Raw genomic sequence first — 15,561 nt, 5'->3', positions numbered from 1 at the left:
GGCCCGGGGTGGCCTCACAGGCTATGGGTCGGGGCCAGGGAGGGGCGGGGCGCGGGCCTCAGTCGCTGATGCCGGTGCGCTCGACGCCCTGGACGATCCACCGCTGCAGGAGCAGGAACATCAGCAGCAGCGGCAGGATCGCCACCAGCGCCGCCATGAACAGCAGGCTGACCTGCGAGGTCTGGGCGGTGAGATACGTCGACAGCGCGACCTGCACGGTCCACGACTCGGGGGTGCGCCCGATGACCAGCGGCCACAGGAAGGCGTTCCAGGAGCCGATGAAGGTGATCGTCCCGATCGCCGCGGCGAAGCCGCCGGAGTTGGGCACGACCACCCGCCAGAAGGTGCCCCACCAGGACAGCCCGTCCAGCGCGGCCGCCTCCTCGATCTCGCGGGGGAAGGAGAGGAAGAACTGGCGGAAGAGGAAGGTCGCCAGCGCCTGGAACAGCCCCGGCACGATGAGCCCGCGCAGGGTCGAGATCCACCCGAGGGAGGAGACGAGCACGAAGCTCGGCACGAAGGTCACGGCGGCAGGGATGAGCAGGGTCACCGTGATGAGCCAGAAGACGGCGTTCGACCAGCGGTAGGGGATCCGGGCCAGCCCGTAGCCGGCCATCCCGGAGAGCACCAGGACCCCGAGCGTCTGGCTGACCGCGATGACGGTGCTGTTGAGCAGGGCCCGGCCCAGCGGGACGGTGCTGTTGTCGAAGACGGCCGCCAGGTTGCCCCACTCCCAGGTGGGAGGGAGCCAGTGCCAGGTGGCCGAGGTGAGGTCCGCCTCGGTGCTGAACGCGCCGCGCAGCAGCAGGTAGAACGGCACGAGGAAGAGCGCTGTGCCGACGAGGAGCAGGCTGCGGCGGAGCACGGCGTGGCGTCGACGTTCGTGCAGCATCTCAGTCCCTCCCGCCGAGACGCAGGAGCCGGGTCTGGGCCAGCGCGACCGCCGCGATGAGGACGGTGAGGATGACCGCGCCCGCGCTGCCGTCGCCGAAGTTCTGCCCGCTGCCGAGCGCGGTGTAGTAGAGGTACACCAGCGGTGGGCGGGCGTAGGGCGGGTAGCCGCCGAAGCCGGCCAGGATGTTGTAGAACTCGTCGAAGGCCTGGAAGGCGTTGATGAGCAGCAGCAGGAGCACCGCCGTGGAGGCCGGCAGCAGCTGGGGCCAGGTGATGTGCCGGAAGACCTGCCACCCCTCGGCACCGTCGATGGCCGCCGCCTCGTAGAGGGTCGCCGGGACCCGTTGCAGGGCGGCCAGGAAGAGGATCATGTAGAAACCGACCTGCAACCAGAGCCGCGCGGACACGATGACGAGCCAGTACCACGGCGGGTCGGTGATCGAGAGCCACGGGACGGGGCTGACCCCGGCCAGGCCGAGCAGGGCGTTGACCGCCCCGGAGCTCATGCCGGAGAAGATCGACATCTTCCAGACCAGCGCCGCCACGACGTAGGAGCAGGCGACCGGCAGGAAGAAGACCGACCGGAAGAACGCCTGCATCACCCGGGTGCGTGCCACGAGAAGGGCCGTGAGCAGCGACAGGGCGAAGGTGGTGGGCACGATGAACGCGGCGAAGACGACGAAGGTCAGCAGCGAGTCCCGGAACGCCTGGTCGGTGAGCATGTCGCGGTAGTTCGCCAGCCCGACGAACTCGGTCGGGGTGACGGTGTTGTAGGCCTCGAAGAAGGAGAGGTAGACGCTCCAGCCGATGGGGACGTAGATGAACAGCACCAGGCCGGCGAAGAACGGGCCGACGAAGACCCAGAACCACACATTGACGTCCTGGCGACCGCGAAGCCGCGCGAGCATCAGCCGGTGACCCGCTCCAGCTCGGCCTCGACGACGGGCACGAGGGCGTCCAGCTCGGCCTGCGGGTCCGCGCCGTCGCGCACGATGCGGTTCATCATGTCGCTCCAGGCGGTCGCGCTCTGGGGGGTCCACAGCAACGGGGTCTGCGCGTGCCCGTGCTCGGCGACGTAGCCCGCCGCGTCCGCGGCCGGACCGGAGGACAGCACGTCGGCCTCCGGCACCAGGCTGGTGCGCGAGGGCAGGTGGAACCCGTAGGCGGTGGCGAAGTCCAGCTGCTTGTCGGTCTGCTCGATCCACAGCCACCGCACGAAGTCCTGGGCCGCCTGCACGTCGCGCGCGCGGGTCGAGACGCAGGACCCGTAGGCCCCCACGGGGACCGAGGGGGCGCCGCCCTCCATGGCAGGCCACGGGATGACGCCGAAGTCGTCACCGAGCGCCTCGGCGATCATCGGGAAGGTCCAGAGTCCGGTCCACTGCATCGCCGCGCGCCCGGAGGTGAGGGCGTCGGGGTCGAACCAGTCCTTGGCCTGCCCCAGCAGCACGGTCTCGTCGGTCCACAGCGTCCGCAGCACCGAGAGGGCCTCGGGCGCCCCCGCACTGTCGAAACCGACCTGCTCGCCGTCGAGGTAGTCCAGCCCCGCCGCCCACAGCATCGGGCCACCGAGCAGCCCCGCGCCGCCGTCGTTGCCGAGGAACAGTCCCTTGACGTCGTCGCGGGTCAGCTCCCGGGCCGCCTCCACCAGCTCGGAGATCTGCTGCGGCGGCTCGATCCCGGCCTGCTCGAGGAGGCTGCGGCGGTAGACGAGCACCTGCGTGTCGACGACCTGGGGGACGGCCCACACCTTGCCGTCATAGGTCATCCGCTCGATGAGGGAGGGGGTGAAGTCGTCGAGGGTGTCGCCGAAGAGGTCGGTGAGGTCGGCCACCTGGTCACCGCGGATCATGTCGATCGTCGGGCCGTTGCCGTACTCGAAGACGTCGGGACCGGAGTCGGTGAGCAGCGAGGCCGCCGTGGACTGGTCGTAGTCACCGGGCTTCCACGAGACGGTGACGTCGGCGGGCTCGTAGTCCGCGGCATACCGCTCGACGGCCTCCTGCGTGCCCGCCTCGCCGTACTGGTGGTACCACTGGGCGATCCGGGGTCGCCCCCCGCCGCTGGATCCGGCGCCGTCCGGGCCCGTGGAGCCACCGCGACCGGTGTTGTCCCCGCAGGCGGCGAGCGAGGCACCGAGCGCGCCGACGCCGCCCAGGGCGAGCACCCTCCGGCGGGAGAGGGAGGGCAGCGGTCGGTGCGGGCGGGCCATGGTGGTCCTCCTTGGGCGCGGTGTGTGACAACCTGGGGTGTGGTGCAGCATATGCGCGCCCCGGGGCTGGGGCGCGCGCGAGCGTCCACATCACGATTCGGCAACATCGGGAGCGGCGGGCCACCTCCCGGGGGTGCCGCCGCGTCTACTGACCAGGAAGCAGACGAAGGGGACACACATGCGCAGGCAGAGGTATGCGTCGTGGGCCGGGCGGCTCCGGACCGCACCGCTGCCCCGACGGACGCTCGTGCAGGGTGGCGCGGGCCTCATGGCGGGGGCTGTGGTCGGGGGTCTGGAGGACTCCGGCGACGTGTTCGCCCTCCCGCCCGAGCCGGAGCCCGAACCCGAGCCGGAGCCCGAGCCGGAGCCGGAGCCCGAGCCGGTCGAGCCGCCCCCTCCGCCGGTCCTGCAGCGGGGCAGCGGGGGAGAGGCCGTCTGGGTGCTCCAGGAGCAGCTGGGCGCGGCCGGGTACTGGTGCGGGGAGCCGGACGGCGGCTTCGGTCACCTCACCCAGCAGGCCGTGTGGGCGGTGCAGAAGGCGCACGGCCTCTGGCGTGACGGGGTCGTCGGCCCCGGAACCCGCGGGGCGCTGGCGACCGGCTACCGTCCGGCGCCGGCCTACGGCGGGGACCACGTCGAGGTCCACCTGGCCTCCCAGCTGCTGCTCGTCGTCCGGGGCGGCGCGACGCTGATGACCCTCAACACCTCGACCGGCAACGGCGAGCCCTACGAGTTCGAGGACCGCGAGTACGACGCGCGGACCCCGACCGGGGACTTCACCGTGTGGCTGACGCACAGCGAGGGCTGGCAGGACGGCGAGCTGGGCAAGATGTACCGGCCCATGTACTACCACGGCAACTACGCGGTGCACGGCTCGCAGTCCATCCCGCCGGTCCCGGCCTCGCACGGCTGCGCCCGGATCTCGGTCGACGCCATGGAGATGTTCTGGTCGCAGGGACTGCTGGGCCCGGGTGACCGGGTCGTCGTGCTCTGACGGACGACCCGGTACCACCCGGCCGCGAGGGTCCGGCTCAGTTCCCGGCGCGCCGCTTGTTGTAGACGTCGAAGGCGACCGCGAGCAGCAGCACCAGGCCCTTGACGAGCTGCTGGGTCGACTGCTCGGCGCCCATGAGCTGCATGCCGTTGGACATCACCGCCATGATGAGTCCGCCGATCATCGCCCCGGTGACCCGGCCGACACCGCCGGTCACCGCGGCCCCGCCGATGAAGCATGCGGCGATCGCGTCCAGCTCGAACATGTTGCCCGCACCGGGCTGGGCGCCGTTCATCCGCGAGGAGAACACCACACCGGCGATGCCCGAGAGCAGCCCCATGTTGACGAAGATGAGGAAGTTGACCTTCTTCACCTTGACACCGGAGAGCTTGGCGGCGGTGAGGTTGCCACCGATGGCGTAGACGTTGCGGCCGAAGACGGTCTTCTGCGTGACCAGCCCGTAGATGAGGATGAGCACCGCCAGCAGGATGAGCACGTTGGGCAGACCCCGGCTCTGGGCCAGCTGGTAGCCGAACCACATGACGACCGCCCCGACCGCGACGATCTTCAGCACGAAGAGCGGCAGCGCGCCGACCTCCTGCTCGTAGGCGAGCGCGGCGCGGCGCTGGCGCCACGCGTTGACGGCATACCCGAGCACCGCGATCGCGAAGATCACCAGGGTGAAGACGTCCACGCCGTAGCCGCCCAGGATGCCGTTCTGGAAGCCGTTGGCGATCTGGTAGTAGGTGCCGCCGAAGGGGGAGAGCGAGACGTTGTCGAGCACCTGGAAGGTCAGGCCGCGGAAGATGAGCATGCCGGCGAGGGTGACGATGAAGGCGGGGATCCCGACGTAGGCCACCCAGAACCCCTGCCAGCACCCGGCCAGGACGCCCACCGCCAGGGCCGCCAGGACCCCGACCCACCAGGGCATCCCGCTGCGGATCGAGACCACCGCCGCGGTCGCGCCGGTGAGGGCCACGAGCGAGCCCACGGACAGGTCGATGTGCCCGCCGATGATGACGATGATCATCCCGATGGCGAGGATGAGGATGTAGGAGTACTGCAGCACGATGTTGGTGAGGTTGCCGGGGGTGAGGAAGGTCGGCTGCAGGACGGAGAAGAACGCGACGATCACCACCAGCGCCAGCAGGATGCCGCTCTGGCGGATGTTGCTGGTGAGCAGTTCCTTGAGGTTGAGCGTCCCGGTCATCGGGCGGCACCTTCCTTGTCCATGGTCATGAGGGACATGAGGCGTTCCTGGGTCGCCTCGGCGACGGGCAGCTCACCGGTGATCCGGCCGAAGGCCAGGGTGTAGATGCGGTCGCTGATGCCGAGCAGCTCGGGCAGCTCGGAGGAGATGACGACGACCGCCTTGCCGGCCGCGACCATCCGGTTGATGATCGTGTAGATCTCGTACTTCGCCCCCACGTCGATGCCGCGGGTGGGCTCGTCGAGGATGAGCACGTCGGGATCGGTGAAGAGCCACTTGGCGAGCACGACCTTCTGCTGGTTGCCGCCGGAGAGCTTGCCCACGCTGTTGAGCACGCTGGGGGTGCGGGTGTTGAGGTCGCGCCGGTAGTCCTGGGCGACCTTGAGCTCCTCCAGGCCGTTGACCCAGCCCAGCCGGGACAGCTTGTCCAGACCGGCGGCCGAGGTGTTGTGCCGCACGTCGTCGATGAGGTTCAGCCCGTAGGCCTTGCGGTCCTCCGTCGCGTAGGCGATGCCGTGGCCGATGGCCCGGGAGACCGTCGACACGTCGATCTCCCGGCCCTGCTTGAGGACCCGGCCGGAGATCCCGCGGCCGTAGCTGCGCCCGAAGATGCTCATCATCAGCTCGGTGCGCCCCGCGCCCATGAGGCCGGCGATGCCGACGACCTCACCGGCGCGGACCGAGAAGCTGGCGTCCTCGATGACCACCCGGTCGGCCTGCGTGGGGTGGTGGACCCGCCACTCCTCCACCCGGAGCATCTCCTCGCCCACGTGCGGCTCCCGCTCGGGGTAGCGGTGCTCCATATCGCGCCCGACCATCCCGCGGATGATCCGGTCCTGGGTGGCGTCGGGCTCGCTCATGTCGAGGGTCTCGATGGTGCGACCGTCCCGGATGATCGTCGTCCGGTCGGCGATGTCGGCGATCTCGCCCAGCTTGTGCGAGATCATGATGCAGGTGACCCCCTGGTCGCGCAGCTGCCGCAGCAGCCCGAGCAGGTGCTCGGAGTCGTTGTCGTTGAGGGCGGCCGTGGGCTCGTCCAGGATGAGCAGGCGCACGTCCTTGGACAGCGCCTTGGCGATCTCGACCAGCTGCTGCTTGCCGACGCCGACGTGGCCGATCTTGGTCACCGGCAGCTCGTGCAGGCCGACCCGGTCCATGAGCTCGGTGGCGTCCCGGTTGGTCCGGTGCCAGTCGATGAGCCCGCCGCGTCCGCGCCGCTCGTTGCCGAGGTACATGTTCTCGGCGATCGACAGGTGCGGGACCAGGGCGAGCTCCTGGTGGATGATGACGACGCCGCTGGCCTCGCTGTCGTTGATCGAGGAGAAGCGGACGGACTCGCCCTCGAGCAGGATGTCGCCGTCGTAGGTGCCGTGCGGGTAGACGCCGGACAGCACCTTCATCAGGGTCGACTTGCCGGCGCCGTTCTCGCCGCAGATGGCGTGGATCTCGCCGCGCCGGACCTCCAGGGTCACGTCCTCCAGCGCCTTCACGCCGGGGAACGTCTTGGTGATCCCGCGCATCTCCAGGATGGTGTCGCTCATGGAGCTCCTCACGGAGGGCCACCGCCGCGGTGTGCGGTGGTGGGGGAGTGGTCGCTCCTGACCCGTCGTCGCGACGGGTCAGGAGCGGTCGGGCAGAGGGGTCACTCGGCGACGCCGGACTCGACCTCCTCCTGGGTCCAGTACTCGGAGTCGATGAGCAGCTCGGTGATGTTGTCCTGGTAGACGATGTCGGACTCCAGCAGGAACGAGGGCACGACCTTGACGCCGTTGTCGTAGCTCTCGGTGTCGTTGGCCTCGGCCTCCTCGTCGGCCATGTAGGCCTCGACCGTGACCACGGCCTGGTCGGCGAGCTTGCGGGTGTCCTTGAAGATCGTCGAGTGCTGGACGCCGTCGTTGATGAGCTTGACCGAGGCGATCTCCGCGTCCTGGCCGGAGACGATGGGCAGGCCGTCCTCGATCGTGTCGCCCATGCCGTCGCTGCGCAGCGCGGTGATGATGCCGCGAGACAGGCCGTCGTAGGGCGAGAGCACGCCGTGCAGCTCGGTGCCGTCGCTGTAGGTGCTGGTCAGCAGGTCCTCCATGCGCCGCTGGGCGGTCTCCTGCTGCCACCTCAGGGTGGCCGCCTGCTCGATGTCGGTCTGGCCGGAGGGCACCTCGAGGGTGCCGTCGTCCATGTACGGCTGGAGGGTGTCCATCGCCCCGTCCCAGAAGAAGTGGGCGTTGTTGTCGTCCAGGGACCCGGCGAACAGCTCGATGTTGAACGGCCCCTCGGCGTCACCCTCCGAGCCGTCCTCGTTGAGGATGCCGAGGCCGACCAGCAGCGCGGTGGCCTGCTGCACGCCCACGTTGTAGTTGTCGAAGGTGACGTAGAAGTCGACGTTCTCGCTGTCCCGGATGAGGCGGTCGTAGGAGATGACCGGGATGCCCGCGGCGGCGGCGGCGTCGAGCTGGCTGGAGAGCGCGGTGCCGTCGATCGCGGCGATGACCAGGGCGTCCGCCCCGTTGGTGATCATCTGGTCGATCTGCTGGCTCTGGGTGGGGATGTCGTCGTTGGCGAACTGCAGGTCGACGTCGTAGCCGGCCTCGGTCAGCCCGGCCTCGACGGCGTTGCCGTCGGCGATCCAGCGCTCGGAGGTCTGGGTGGGCATGGCGACACCGACGGTGCCGCCCTCGCCCCCTCCGCCGCCGGACTCGCTGCCCTCGTCGGCGCTGCCGCTGCCCGCACCCTCGCCGCCGCAGGCCGCGAGGCTGAGGGCGAGCGTGGCACCGGCGGCGATGGCGGTGTACCTACGGATCATCATGGGTGTCTCCTTGTGGTGTCGCCCCGCGGGTGCGGGTGCGGGTGGTGGTGGTGGTCCATGGGGTATGTCGTGCTCTCGCCTCAGACGCCCTGCGCGAGGCGGTGGTAGGCCTGGTTCCAGCGCACCTCGCGGGCGAAGCCGCGGGTGGTGGTGTCCTGGTCGATGACCAGCAGCTCGGTGCCCGACATCGCGGCCCACTCCTCGATGACCGGCACGCCCACCTGGGTGGTGAGGACGGTGTGGTGGGCGGCCCCAGCGGTGAGCCAGGCCTCCGCCGACGTGGCGAGGTCCGGCTGCGGGCGCCAGACGGCGTGGGCGACGGGCAGGTGGGGGAGCGGGGCGTCCGGGGCGACGACGTCGACCGCGTTGGCGGTGAGCCGGAACCGGTCCCGCATGTCGGCCATGGCCACGACCACGCCGGGTCCGGGGTCGGCGTGGAAGACCAGGCGGACCGGGTCCTCCCGGCCGCCGATGGCCAGCGGGTGCACCTCGAGGCGCGGTCGGGCGGTCGTCAGCGACGGGCAGATCTCCAGCATGTGGGCCCCGAGGACCTTCTCCGCGCCCGGCGTGAGGTCGTAGGTGTAGTCCTCCATGAGGGAGGCCCCGCCCGGCAGGCCGGCCCCCATGACCTTGGCCGCGCGGACGAGGACGGCGGTCTTCCAGTCGCCCTCCGCCCCGAAGCCGTAGCCCGCGGCCATGAGGCGCTGGACGGCCAGGCCCGGCAGCTGCGTGAGACCACCCAGGTCCTCGAAGGTGGTGGTGAAGGCGGTGGCACCCAGGGACTCCAGCAGGGTGCGCAGCGCGACCTCCTGGCGGGCGCCGTCGCGCAGCGACCCGGCCCGCTCGCCGCCCGGGCGCAGCTCGGGGGCGACGTCGTAGAGGTCGAGGTACTCCTCCACGAGGGCGTCGACCTCGTGGTCACCCACCTCGGCGACCGCGGCCACCAGGTCGTTCACCCCCCAGGTGTTGACCGAGACCCCCAGCCGGATCTCGGCCTCCGTCTTGTCACCCTCGGTCACCGCGACGTTGCGCATGTTGTCCCCGAAGCGGGCGAGGCGCAGGGACCGGGTCGCTGCCCAGCCGGCGGCGGCCCGCGCCCAGTCGCCGACCCGGCGCTGGACGGGGGCGTGCGAGACGTGCCCGACCACGGTGCTGCGCCGCACCCCCATACGGGTCTGCAGGTAGCCGAACTCGCGGTCCCCGTGGGCGGCCTGGTTGAGGTTCATGAAGTCGAAGTCGATGGTCGACCAGGGCAGCTCGACGTTCGCCTGCGTGTGCAGGTGCAGCAGCGGCCGGTCGAGGGCGGTCAGGCCGGCGATCCACATCTTGGCGGGAGAGAAGGTGTGCATCCAGGCGATCACCCCGAGGCAGCCCTCGTGCGCGTTGGCCTCCAGGGCCATCCGGTGGATCGCCTCCCGGTCGGTGAGCACGGGCTTCCAGACGATGCGGACGGGCACCGCGTCGGCGTCGTCGAGGGCGCGGGCGATGGCCTGGCTCTGCTCGGCGACCTGTCGCAGGGTCTCCTCGCCGTAGAGGTGCTGGCTGCCGGTGCAGAACCAGATCTCGGCGTCCTCGGTGCGGGGCTGGGCGCTCATGCTGGTTCCTGTTCCTGGTGCGGCTGGGGGGCCGGCGCGGCGGGTGCCTGGCCGTAGACGTGCTGGTAGCGCTCGTAGAGGGCGTCGACGTCGCGCGGGTCGAGAGGGGTCAGGGGCCCGAGCTGCCGGGCGAGGTGCAGGGTGCGGGCGACCTCCTCGACCATGACGGCCGCCTTGACCGCCGCGCGGGCGTCGGCACCGACGGTGAAGGGCCCGTGGCTGCGCATGAGGACGGCCGGGCTGCGCGACCCGCGCAGGGTCTCGACGATGCCGCGACCGATGGAGTCGTCCCCGATGAGCGCGAACGGGCCGATGGGCACGGGCCCGCCGAACTCGTCGGCCATCATCGTCAGGGCGCACGGGATCTCCTCGCCGAGGGCCGCCCAGGCGGTGGCGTAGGGGGAGTGGGTGTGCACGACGCCGCCGATATCGGGACGGTGCCGGTAGACGTAGGCGTGGGCCGCGGTGTCCGAGCTGGGCCGGTGGGCGCCGTCGACGAGCTCGCCGTCGAGGTCGCAGACCACCATCCGCTCCGGGGAGAGCTCGTCGTAGCCGACGCCGGAGGGCTTGATGACGAAGAGCTCGGTGCCGGGGACCCGCTGGGAGACGTTGCCGGCGGTCCACACGACGAGCTCCCACCGGGGCAGCTCGGCGTGCAGCCGGGCCACGACCTCCCTGACCTGGTCGACGCGGTCCCGGACCTCCGGGGGGAGGGGCTGCCGGCTCATGCCGCCGACCCCGACCCGCTGCGGGCGGCCCGGCGCAGGCCGCGCAACCGGTGCATCACCTCGGTGCCCCCACGGCCGAAGTGGTCGTGCAGCGCGCGGTACTCCGCGAACAGCGCGTCGTAGGCGCTCGCCGACTCCTCGTCGGGCGTGTAGACGGCGCGGTCCACCCGACCCATGGCGGAGGCCGCGGCGCGGATGTCGGGGTACGCGCCGGCCGCGACGGCCGCGTGCAGGGCCGACCCCAGCGCCGGACCCTGGTCGGTCGCGATGGTGGAGAGGGGCAACCGGGTGACGTCGGCGTAGATCTGCATGAGCAGACGGTTCTGGAGCAGGCCCCCGGCGACGATGAACTCGGTCACGGGCACGCCGGCCTCCTCGAACGCCTCCACGATGACCCGCGTGCCGAAGGCGGTGGCCTCGAGCAGCGCCCGGTAGGTGTCCTCGGGCCGGGTCGCGAGGGTCTGGCCGACGACCAGCCCGGACAGCTCGTGGTCCACGAGGACCGACCGGTTGCCGCTGTGCCAGTCCAGCGCGACGAGGCCGTGCTCGCCCACCCGCTGCCGGGACGCGAGGTCGGTGAGCAGCTCGTGGACCGACACGCCCTGCCGGGCCGCCTCCTCGTGGTAGGCGGGGGGGACGCCGTGCTCGACGAACCAGCCGAAGATGTCGCCGACGCCGGACTGGCCGGCCTCGTAGCCCCACAGCCCGGGGACGATGCCGCCCTCGACGACACCGCACATCCCGGGGACCTCGCGCAGGGACTCCCCGTTCATGACGTGGCAGGTCGAGGTGCCCATGATGGCCACCATCTGCCCGGGCCCGACGGCGCCGGCGGCGGGGGCGGTGACGTGGGCGTCCACGTTGCCGACGGCGACGGTGATCCCCTCGGGGAGGCCGGTCCAGGCCGCCGCCCGCGCGGTGAGCCGGCCCGCGGCGGCACCCAGCTCGCCGATCGGCTGGTCGAGCTTCTCCGCGACGAAGTCGGCGAAGCCCGGGTGGAGCGCGGCCAGGAAGTCGCGGTCGGGGTAACGGCCGTCCTGCCGGATCCCCTTGTAGCCCGCGGTGCACGCGTTGCGCACGTAGGTGCCGCACAGCTGCCAGACGATCCAGTCGGCCGCCTCGACCCAGCGCTCGGTGGCGGCGTAGACCTCGGGGTCATCCTCGAGGAGCTCCAGCCCCTTGGCGAACTCCCACTCCGAGGAGATGAGCCCGCCGTAGCGCGCGATCCACGGCTCACCCCGCTCGTGGGCCAGCGCGTTGATGCGGTCGGCGTGCGGCTGCGCCGCGTGGTGCTTCCACAGCTTGACGTAGGCGTGCGGACGGTCCTCGAGCCCCGGGAGCTCGCTCAACGGGGTGCCGTCGGAGGTGGTGGGCACCATGGTGCAGGCGGTGAAGTCGGTCGCGATGCCGACGACGTCCTCGGCCCGGACCCCGTGCTCCTCGCGGGCCGCCGCGAGGGCGGCGGGCACGGCGTGCGCGAGGACCTCGACGTAGTCGCCCGGGACCTGCAGCGCCCAGTCGGGGGGCAGCGGGGTCGCGCGGCCCGCGGTGGCGGCGGGGCCGGCGGACAGCTCGGCCTCCATCACCCCGTGGGGGTAGGGGTGCGCGGCACTGCCGACCACACTCCCGTCCTGGACCCGCACGACCACGGCGCGACCGGACAGGGTGCCGAAGTCGACGCCGACGACGTAGGTGTTGTTACCGCTCACAACCGAGGAGGTTACCGCTAACATCCGTTTTGTCCAAGCCCCCTCGTCGCGGTTGCGACGAACGGTGCAGGATGGTCGCCGAGCGGACGGAGAGCTGATGGACGGGCGAGGTCGACGCACGACCATGTATGACGTGGCGGCCGCCGCCGGCGTGTCCCACCAGACGGTCTCCCGGGTCGTCAACGGCAGCCCGCAGGTGCGCCCGGAGACGGTGGACCGGGTGCGTCGCGCCATGACGCGGCTGGGCTACCGGCCCAGCGGGACCGCCCGCAACCTCGCGGTGCGCCGCACCCGTTCCCTGGGGGTCGTCAGCTTCATGGGTCCGCTCTTCGGGCCCATGTCCATGCTGCTCAGCATCGAGGCCGCCGCTCGGCGCAGCGGCTACGCGGCGCAGATCGTGTCGGCGCACGGGCTGGACGCCGGTCAGGTGGGCGCCGTCCTCGAGGAGGTGCTGCGCCGGGACGTCGAGGGGGTGGCCGTCATCGCGCCCACGGACGGGCAGGCGCGGATGGTGGACGGGCTGCGCGCCCAGCTGCCCGTCGTGGCCGTCGAGGGCCGGCTGGGCGAGGACGTCCCGTTCGTGGCGAGCGACAACGAGGCCGGCGGCCGGCTGGTGGCCGAGCACCTGCTGGAGTGCGGGCACCGGACGGTCGCCCACGTCAGCGGGCCGACGGACTGGGGGGAGGCCCGTCAGCGCACGGCCGGGTGGGCCGACCGGTTGATCGCGGCCGGGGTGCAGCCCGGTCCGGTCTGGGTCGGTGACTGGAGCCCCGAGGCGGGCTACCGGGCCGGTCTGGAGCTGCTGGAGCACCCGCGCTGGGAGGAGGTCGGTGCGGTGTTCGCCGCGAACGACTCGATGGCGCTGGGCCTCATGGCGGCGCTGCACCGCTCGGGCGTCGAGGTGCCTGCCCGGGTGAGCGTCATCGGCTACGACAACACGCCGGAGAGCGGGTGGCTGCAACCGGCGCTGAGCACGGTCGAGCAGCAGTTCGACGCCGTCGGTGCCGCCGCGGTGGAGCGGCTGGTGTCGCTGCTCGAGGGGGGAGACGGCGCGGCGGAGCTGCTCATCCCTCCCCGGCTGGTCTCCCGGTCGAGCGTGTCCCGGCACGGGAGGGGCTGACTACACTTCCCGGGGTGAGCAGGCTCGGTGGTCGTACGGTCCCGCCGGGCTACCGGGCCGACATCCAGGGGCTGCGGGCGCTGGCCGTGCTCCTCGTCCTGCTCTACCACGCCGGGGTGCCCTGGCTCCCCGGCGGTTTCGCCGGGGTCGACGTCTTCTTCGTCATCTCCGGCTACGTCATCACCGGGCTGCTCGTGTCCGAGGTGCTGCGCACCGGGACGGTGGACCTCGGGAGGTTCTGGTCCCGCCGCGCGCGGCGGCTGCTCCCGGCCTCGGCCCTCGTCCTGGTGGCGACCGCGCTGCTCACCCTCACCCTGCTGCCGCAGGTGCGCTGGCGCGAGACGGGCTGGGACATCGTCACCTCCGGTCTCTACGTGGTGAACTGGCGGCTGGCGGACCGTTCGGTGGACTACCTGGCCGAGGACTCGGTCGACTCCCCGGTGCAGCAGTACTGGTCGCTGGCCGTCGAGGAGCAGTTCTACGTCCTCTGGCCGCTGCTGCTGCTCCTCGCGGCCTGGGTCGCGCGACGGCGCGGTGTGCGGCTGGTCCCGCTCACCGCCGGGCTCCTGGCCGCGGTCGTCGTCCTGCCGTCCTTCGCCTGGGCGGTGCACCTGACCTCCGCGAGCCCTCCGGAGGCCTACTTCGTCACCTCGACCCGGCTGTGGCAGCTCGGGGTCGGTGCGCTGGTGGCGCTGGGGAGCGCCTGGTGGTCCCGCGTCCCCGTCCCCCTCGCCACGGCGCTGGCGTGGGGCGGCCCGGCCCTGGTCGTGGCCGGGGCGGTGCTGACCGGCCCGCAGACCCCCTGGCCCGGGTGGGCGGCGCTGGTGCCGACCCTGGGGACGGCGGCGGCGATCGTCGGCGGGGTCCGGGCCTCGGAGACGTCCGGACCGGTGCGCGTGCACCGCCTCGCGCCGCTGCAGTGGACGGGGGCCCTGTCCTACTCGCTCTACCTCTGGCACTGGCCGCTGCTGGTCGTGGCGGAGGCGAGGTGGGGGGAGCCCTCGGTCTGGGTGGGCCTCGGGGTGGTGCTGCTGAGCGCGCTGCCGGCCACCGCGGGCTACCTGCTGGTGGAGCAGCCGGTGCGCCACGCGCGCGGCCGTGGGGCGCGCCCGGCGGCCGGGTTGGCCGTGGGTGCGCTGTGCACGGTGCTGGCGACGGCCTCGGGCTGGCAGCTGGTGCGCGAGGTGGACCGTCAGGTCCGCGCCAACGAGGCCGCCGCCGACGCCGACGGTGCGGCGGCCCTGGAGGGGGACCGCTCTGCCGGCACGGACGGCGCCGCCGGGGACGGTGCGGACCAGGACGACGAGGGTGCGGACGGCGAGGGTGCGGACGGCGAGGGTGGGAACGGTGCGCGCGGGGAGGGTGCCGGAGAGGACGGGGCGGGCGCCGACGGGTCGGGGGAGCGTGCGCTCGCGTCCGGCACCGAGGGGGCACCCCCGCCGGACCTCGAGGGTCTCGACCTCGATCCCGCCTCCATCACCCCGGACCCGCTCGAGGCCACCCGGGACCTGCCGGCGCTCTACCGGCAGGACTGCGACGCCACCGGCGAGGAGGTGCTGCGCTGCGCCTTCGGCGACCCGGAGGGCGACCTGCACGTCGCCGTGGTCGGCGACTCCAAGATCGCCCAGTGGACGGGGGCGCTGGACGAGCTCGGCGAGCAGCGGGGGTGGCGGGTCGACGTCTACTACCGGTCGGCGTGCCCGTGGAGCGCCGCCCTGGCCGAGTTCGAGGACGAGGCCCAGGCGCAGGCCTGCCGCTCCTGGGGGGCCGAGGTGACGCGCCGCCTGGTGGCCGAGCCCCCGGACGTCGTGCTGACCTCGTCGGTGAAGTCCCAGGGCCTCGACGCGGACGGGGAGCCGTCCGGGGCCGCGCTCGCCGAGGGGATGGCGCAGCACTGGCGCGAGGTCGGTGCCGCCGGCGTCCCGGTGGTCGCCGTGGCGGACACCCCGCAGCCCGGTGACCTGCAGGTCTACGCCTGCGTCGCGGACCACCGCGACGATCTCGACCGCTGCAGCTTCGACAGCAACGACGGCAGCGGCACCGGGCCGCTGCTCCGGGCCGTGGAGGCGGTCCCCGGGTCGACCTTCGTCACGATGAACGACTGGGTCTGCCCCGGCGAGGACCGGTGCCCACCGGTCGTGGGAGGGGTGCTGGTGTACCGCCAGGGCAGCCACATCACCGACACCTACGCCCGCTCGCTCGCTGACGTGCTGGGGGACCGGCTGGAGGCGGCCTTCGACCGGCTCGGCGTCACCGCCGGAGCGGACGCGGCCCCCACGGGCCGCTAGCCGGACCC

At 72.2% G+C, this 15,561-nt stretch carries 12 protein-coding genes; 3 read left to right on the top strand and 9 right to left on the bottom strand.

Annotation, left to right across the window (positions count from 1 at the left end; translation table 11 throughout):
• Positions 1 to 58: 58 nt before the first annotated feature.
• Genes AVL62_RS10000 through AVL62_RS09990 form a run of 3 tightly spaced genes read right to left on the bottom strand, consistent with a single transcriptional unit; the run spans position 59 to position 3,106 of the window.
• Positions 59 to 892, bottom strand: a complete 834-nt coding sequence (locus AVL62_RS10000) for a carbohydrate ABC transporter permease (RefSeq protein WP_058891487.1) — start codon at positions 890 to 892, stop codon at positions 59 to 61.
• A gap of 1 nt (position 893) precedes the next feature.
• On the bottom strand, positions 894 to 1,802 hold the full coding sequence (locus tag AVL62_RS09995; protein WP_058891486.1) for a carbohydrate ABC transporter permease: 909 nt from the start codon (positions 1,800 to 1,802) through the stop codon (positions 894 to 896).
• The gene (locus AVL62_RS09990; protein WP_058891485.1) at positions 1,802 to 3,106 is read right to left on the bottom strand and encodes an ABC transporter substrate-binding protein; all 1,305 of its coding nucleotides are present in this window, start codon (positions 3,104 to 3,106) and stop codon (positions 1,802 to 1,804) included. Before AVL62_RS09990 ends, AVL62_RS09995 begins: the two co-directional genes overlap by 1 nt.
• 178 nt (positions 3,107 to 3,284) lie before the next feature.
• Here AVL62_RS09990 and AVL62_RS09985 point away from each other — a divergent pair, with 178 nt between their 5' ends.
• Entirely contained in the window at positions 3,285 to 4,100 is an 816-nt protein-coding gene (locus tag AVL62_RS09985) for a L,D-transpeptidase family protein (protein ID WP_235585650.1), read from the top strand.
• Positions 4,101 to 4,137: 37 nt separating this feature from the next.
• On the opposite strand, the gene mmsB is transcribed toward AVL62_RS09985, so the two are convergent.
• The 6 genes from mmsB to araB form a co-directional block, all read right to left on the bottom strand.
• Positions 4,138 to 5,310: a multiple monosaccharide ABC transporter permease gene (gene mmsB / locus AVL62_RS09980; RefSeq protein ID WP_058891484.1), complete on the bottom strand. Its 1,173-nt coding sequence runs from the start codon at positions 5,308 to 5,310 to the stop codon at positions 4,138 to 4,140.
• Complete coding sequence (gene mmsA / locus AVL62_RS09975; protein ID WP_058891483.1) at positions 5,307 to 6,851, bottom strand: multiple monosaccharide ABC transporter ATP-binding protein; 1,545 nt, start codon at positions 6,849 to 6,851, stop codon at positions 5,307 to 5,309. Before mmsA ends, mmsB begins: the two co-directional genes overlap by 4 nt.
• 101 nt (positions 6,852 to 6,952) lie before the next feature.
• Positions 6,953 to 8,110 (bottom strand): multiple monosaccharide ABC transporter substrate-binding protein, encoded by a 1,158-nt coding sequence (gene chvE, locus AVL62_RS09970; protein ID WP_058891793.1) that lies wholly within the window; start codon positions 8,108 to 8,110, stop codon positions 6,953 to 6,955.
• 83 nt (positions 8,111 to 8,193) lie between these two features.
• Positions 8,194 to 9,708: an L-arabinose isomerase gene (araA, locus tag AVL62_RS09965; protein WP_058891482.1), complete on the bottom strand. Its 1,515-nt coding sequence runs from the start codon at positions 9,706 to 9,708 to the stop codon at positions 8,194 to 8,196.
• On the bottom strand, positions 9,705 to 10,436 hold the full coding sequence (locus AVL62_RS09960) for an L-ribulose-5-phosphate 4-epimerase (protein ID WP_058891481.1): 732 nt from the start codon (positions 10,434 to 10,436) through the stop codon (positions 9,705 to 9,707). Before AVL62_RS09960 ends, araA begins: the two co-directional genes overlap by 4 nt.
• Positions 10,433 to 12,169, bottom strand: coding sequence for a ribulokinase (gene araB / locus AVL62_RS09955; RefSeq protein WP_058891480.1), 1,737 nt, complete (start codon positions 12,167 to 12,169; stop codon positions 10,433 to 10,435). Before araB ends, AVL62_RS09960 begins: the two co-directional genes overlap by 4 nt.
• A 73-nt stretch (positions 12,170 to 12,242) precedes the next feature.
• Here araB and AVL62_RS09950 point away from each other — a divergent pair, with 73 nt between their 5' ends.
• Both AVL62_RS09950 and AVL62_RS09945 read left to right on the top strand, forming a co-directional pair.
• A complete protein-coding gene (locus AVL62_RS09950; RefSeq protein WP_201023246.1) occupies positions 12,243 to 13,265 on the top strand; it encodes a LacI family DNA-binding transcriptional regulator in 1,023 nt (340 codons plus the stop codon).
• A gap of 14 nt (positions 13,266 to 13,279) precedes the next feature.
• Positions 13,280 to 15,553, top strand: a complete 2,274-nt coding sequence (locus tag AVL62_RS09945) for an acyltransferase family protein (protein WP_058891478.1) — start codon at positions 13,280 to 13,282, stop codon at positions 15,551 to 15,553.
• Positions 15,554 to 15,561 lie beyond the last annotated feature (8 nt).

It is taken from the genome of Serinicoccus chungangensis, assembly GCF_001483745.1.
In the GTDB taxonomy this organism is placed as follows: Bacteria; Actinomycetota; Actinomycetes; order Actinomycetales; family Dermatophilaceae; genus Ornithinicoccus; species Ornithinicoccus chungangensis_A.
Note: the sequence above shows the minus strand (reverse complement) of the source record. Positions and strands in the feature narration are given on the sequence as shown.

Bases quoted from the DNA above. Each gene is read 5' to 3' on its own strand.
- AVL62_RS09985 (WP_235585650.1), top strand. From the start codon at position 3,285: ATGCGCAGGCAGAGGTATGCGTCGTGGGCCGGGCGGCTCCGGACCGCA.
- AVL62_RS09950 (WP_201023246.1), top strand. From the start codon at position 12,243: ATGGACGGGCGAGGTCGACGCACGACCATGTATGACGTGGCGGCCGCC.
- AVL62_RS09995 (WP_058891486.1), bottom strand. From the start codon at position 1,802: ATGCTCGCGCGGCTTCGCGGTCGCCAGGACGTCAATGTGTGGTTCTGG.
- AVL62_RS09960 (WP_058891481.1), bottom strand. From the start codon at position 10,436: ATGAGCCGGCAGCCCCTCCCCCCGGAGGTCCGGGACCGCGTCGACCAG.
- AVL62_RS09990 (WP_058891485.1), bottom strand. From the start codon at position 3,106: ATGGCCCGCCCGCACCGACCGCTGCCCTCCCTCTCCCGCCGGAGGGTG.
- araB (WP_058891480.1), bottom strand. From the start codon at position 12,169: ATGTTAGCGGTAACCTCCTCGGTTGTGAGCGGTAACAACACCTACGTC.
- AVL62_RS10000 (WP_058891487.1), bottom strand. From the start codon at position 892: ATGCTGCACGAACGTCGACGCCACGCCGTGCTCCGCCGCAGCCTGCTC.
- chvE (WP_058891793.1), bottom strand. From the start codon at position 8,110: ATGATCCGTAGGTACACCGCCATCGCCGCCGGTGCCACGCTCGCCCTC.
- mmsA (WP_058891483.1), bottom strand. From the start codon at position 6,851: ATGAGCGACACCATCCTGGAGATGCGCGGGATCACCAAGACGTTCCCC.
- mmsB (WP_058891484.1), bottom strand. From the start codon at position 5,310: ATGACCGGGACGCTCAACCTCAAGGAACTGCTCACCAGCAACATCCGC.
- araA (WP_058891482.1), bottom strand. From the start codon at position 9,708: ATGAGCGCCCAGCCCCGCACCGAGGACGCCGAGATCTGGTTCTGCACC.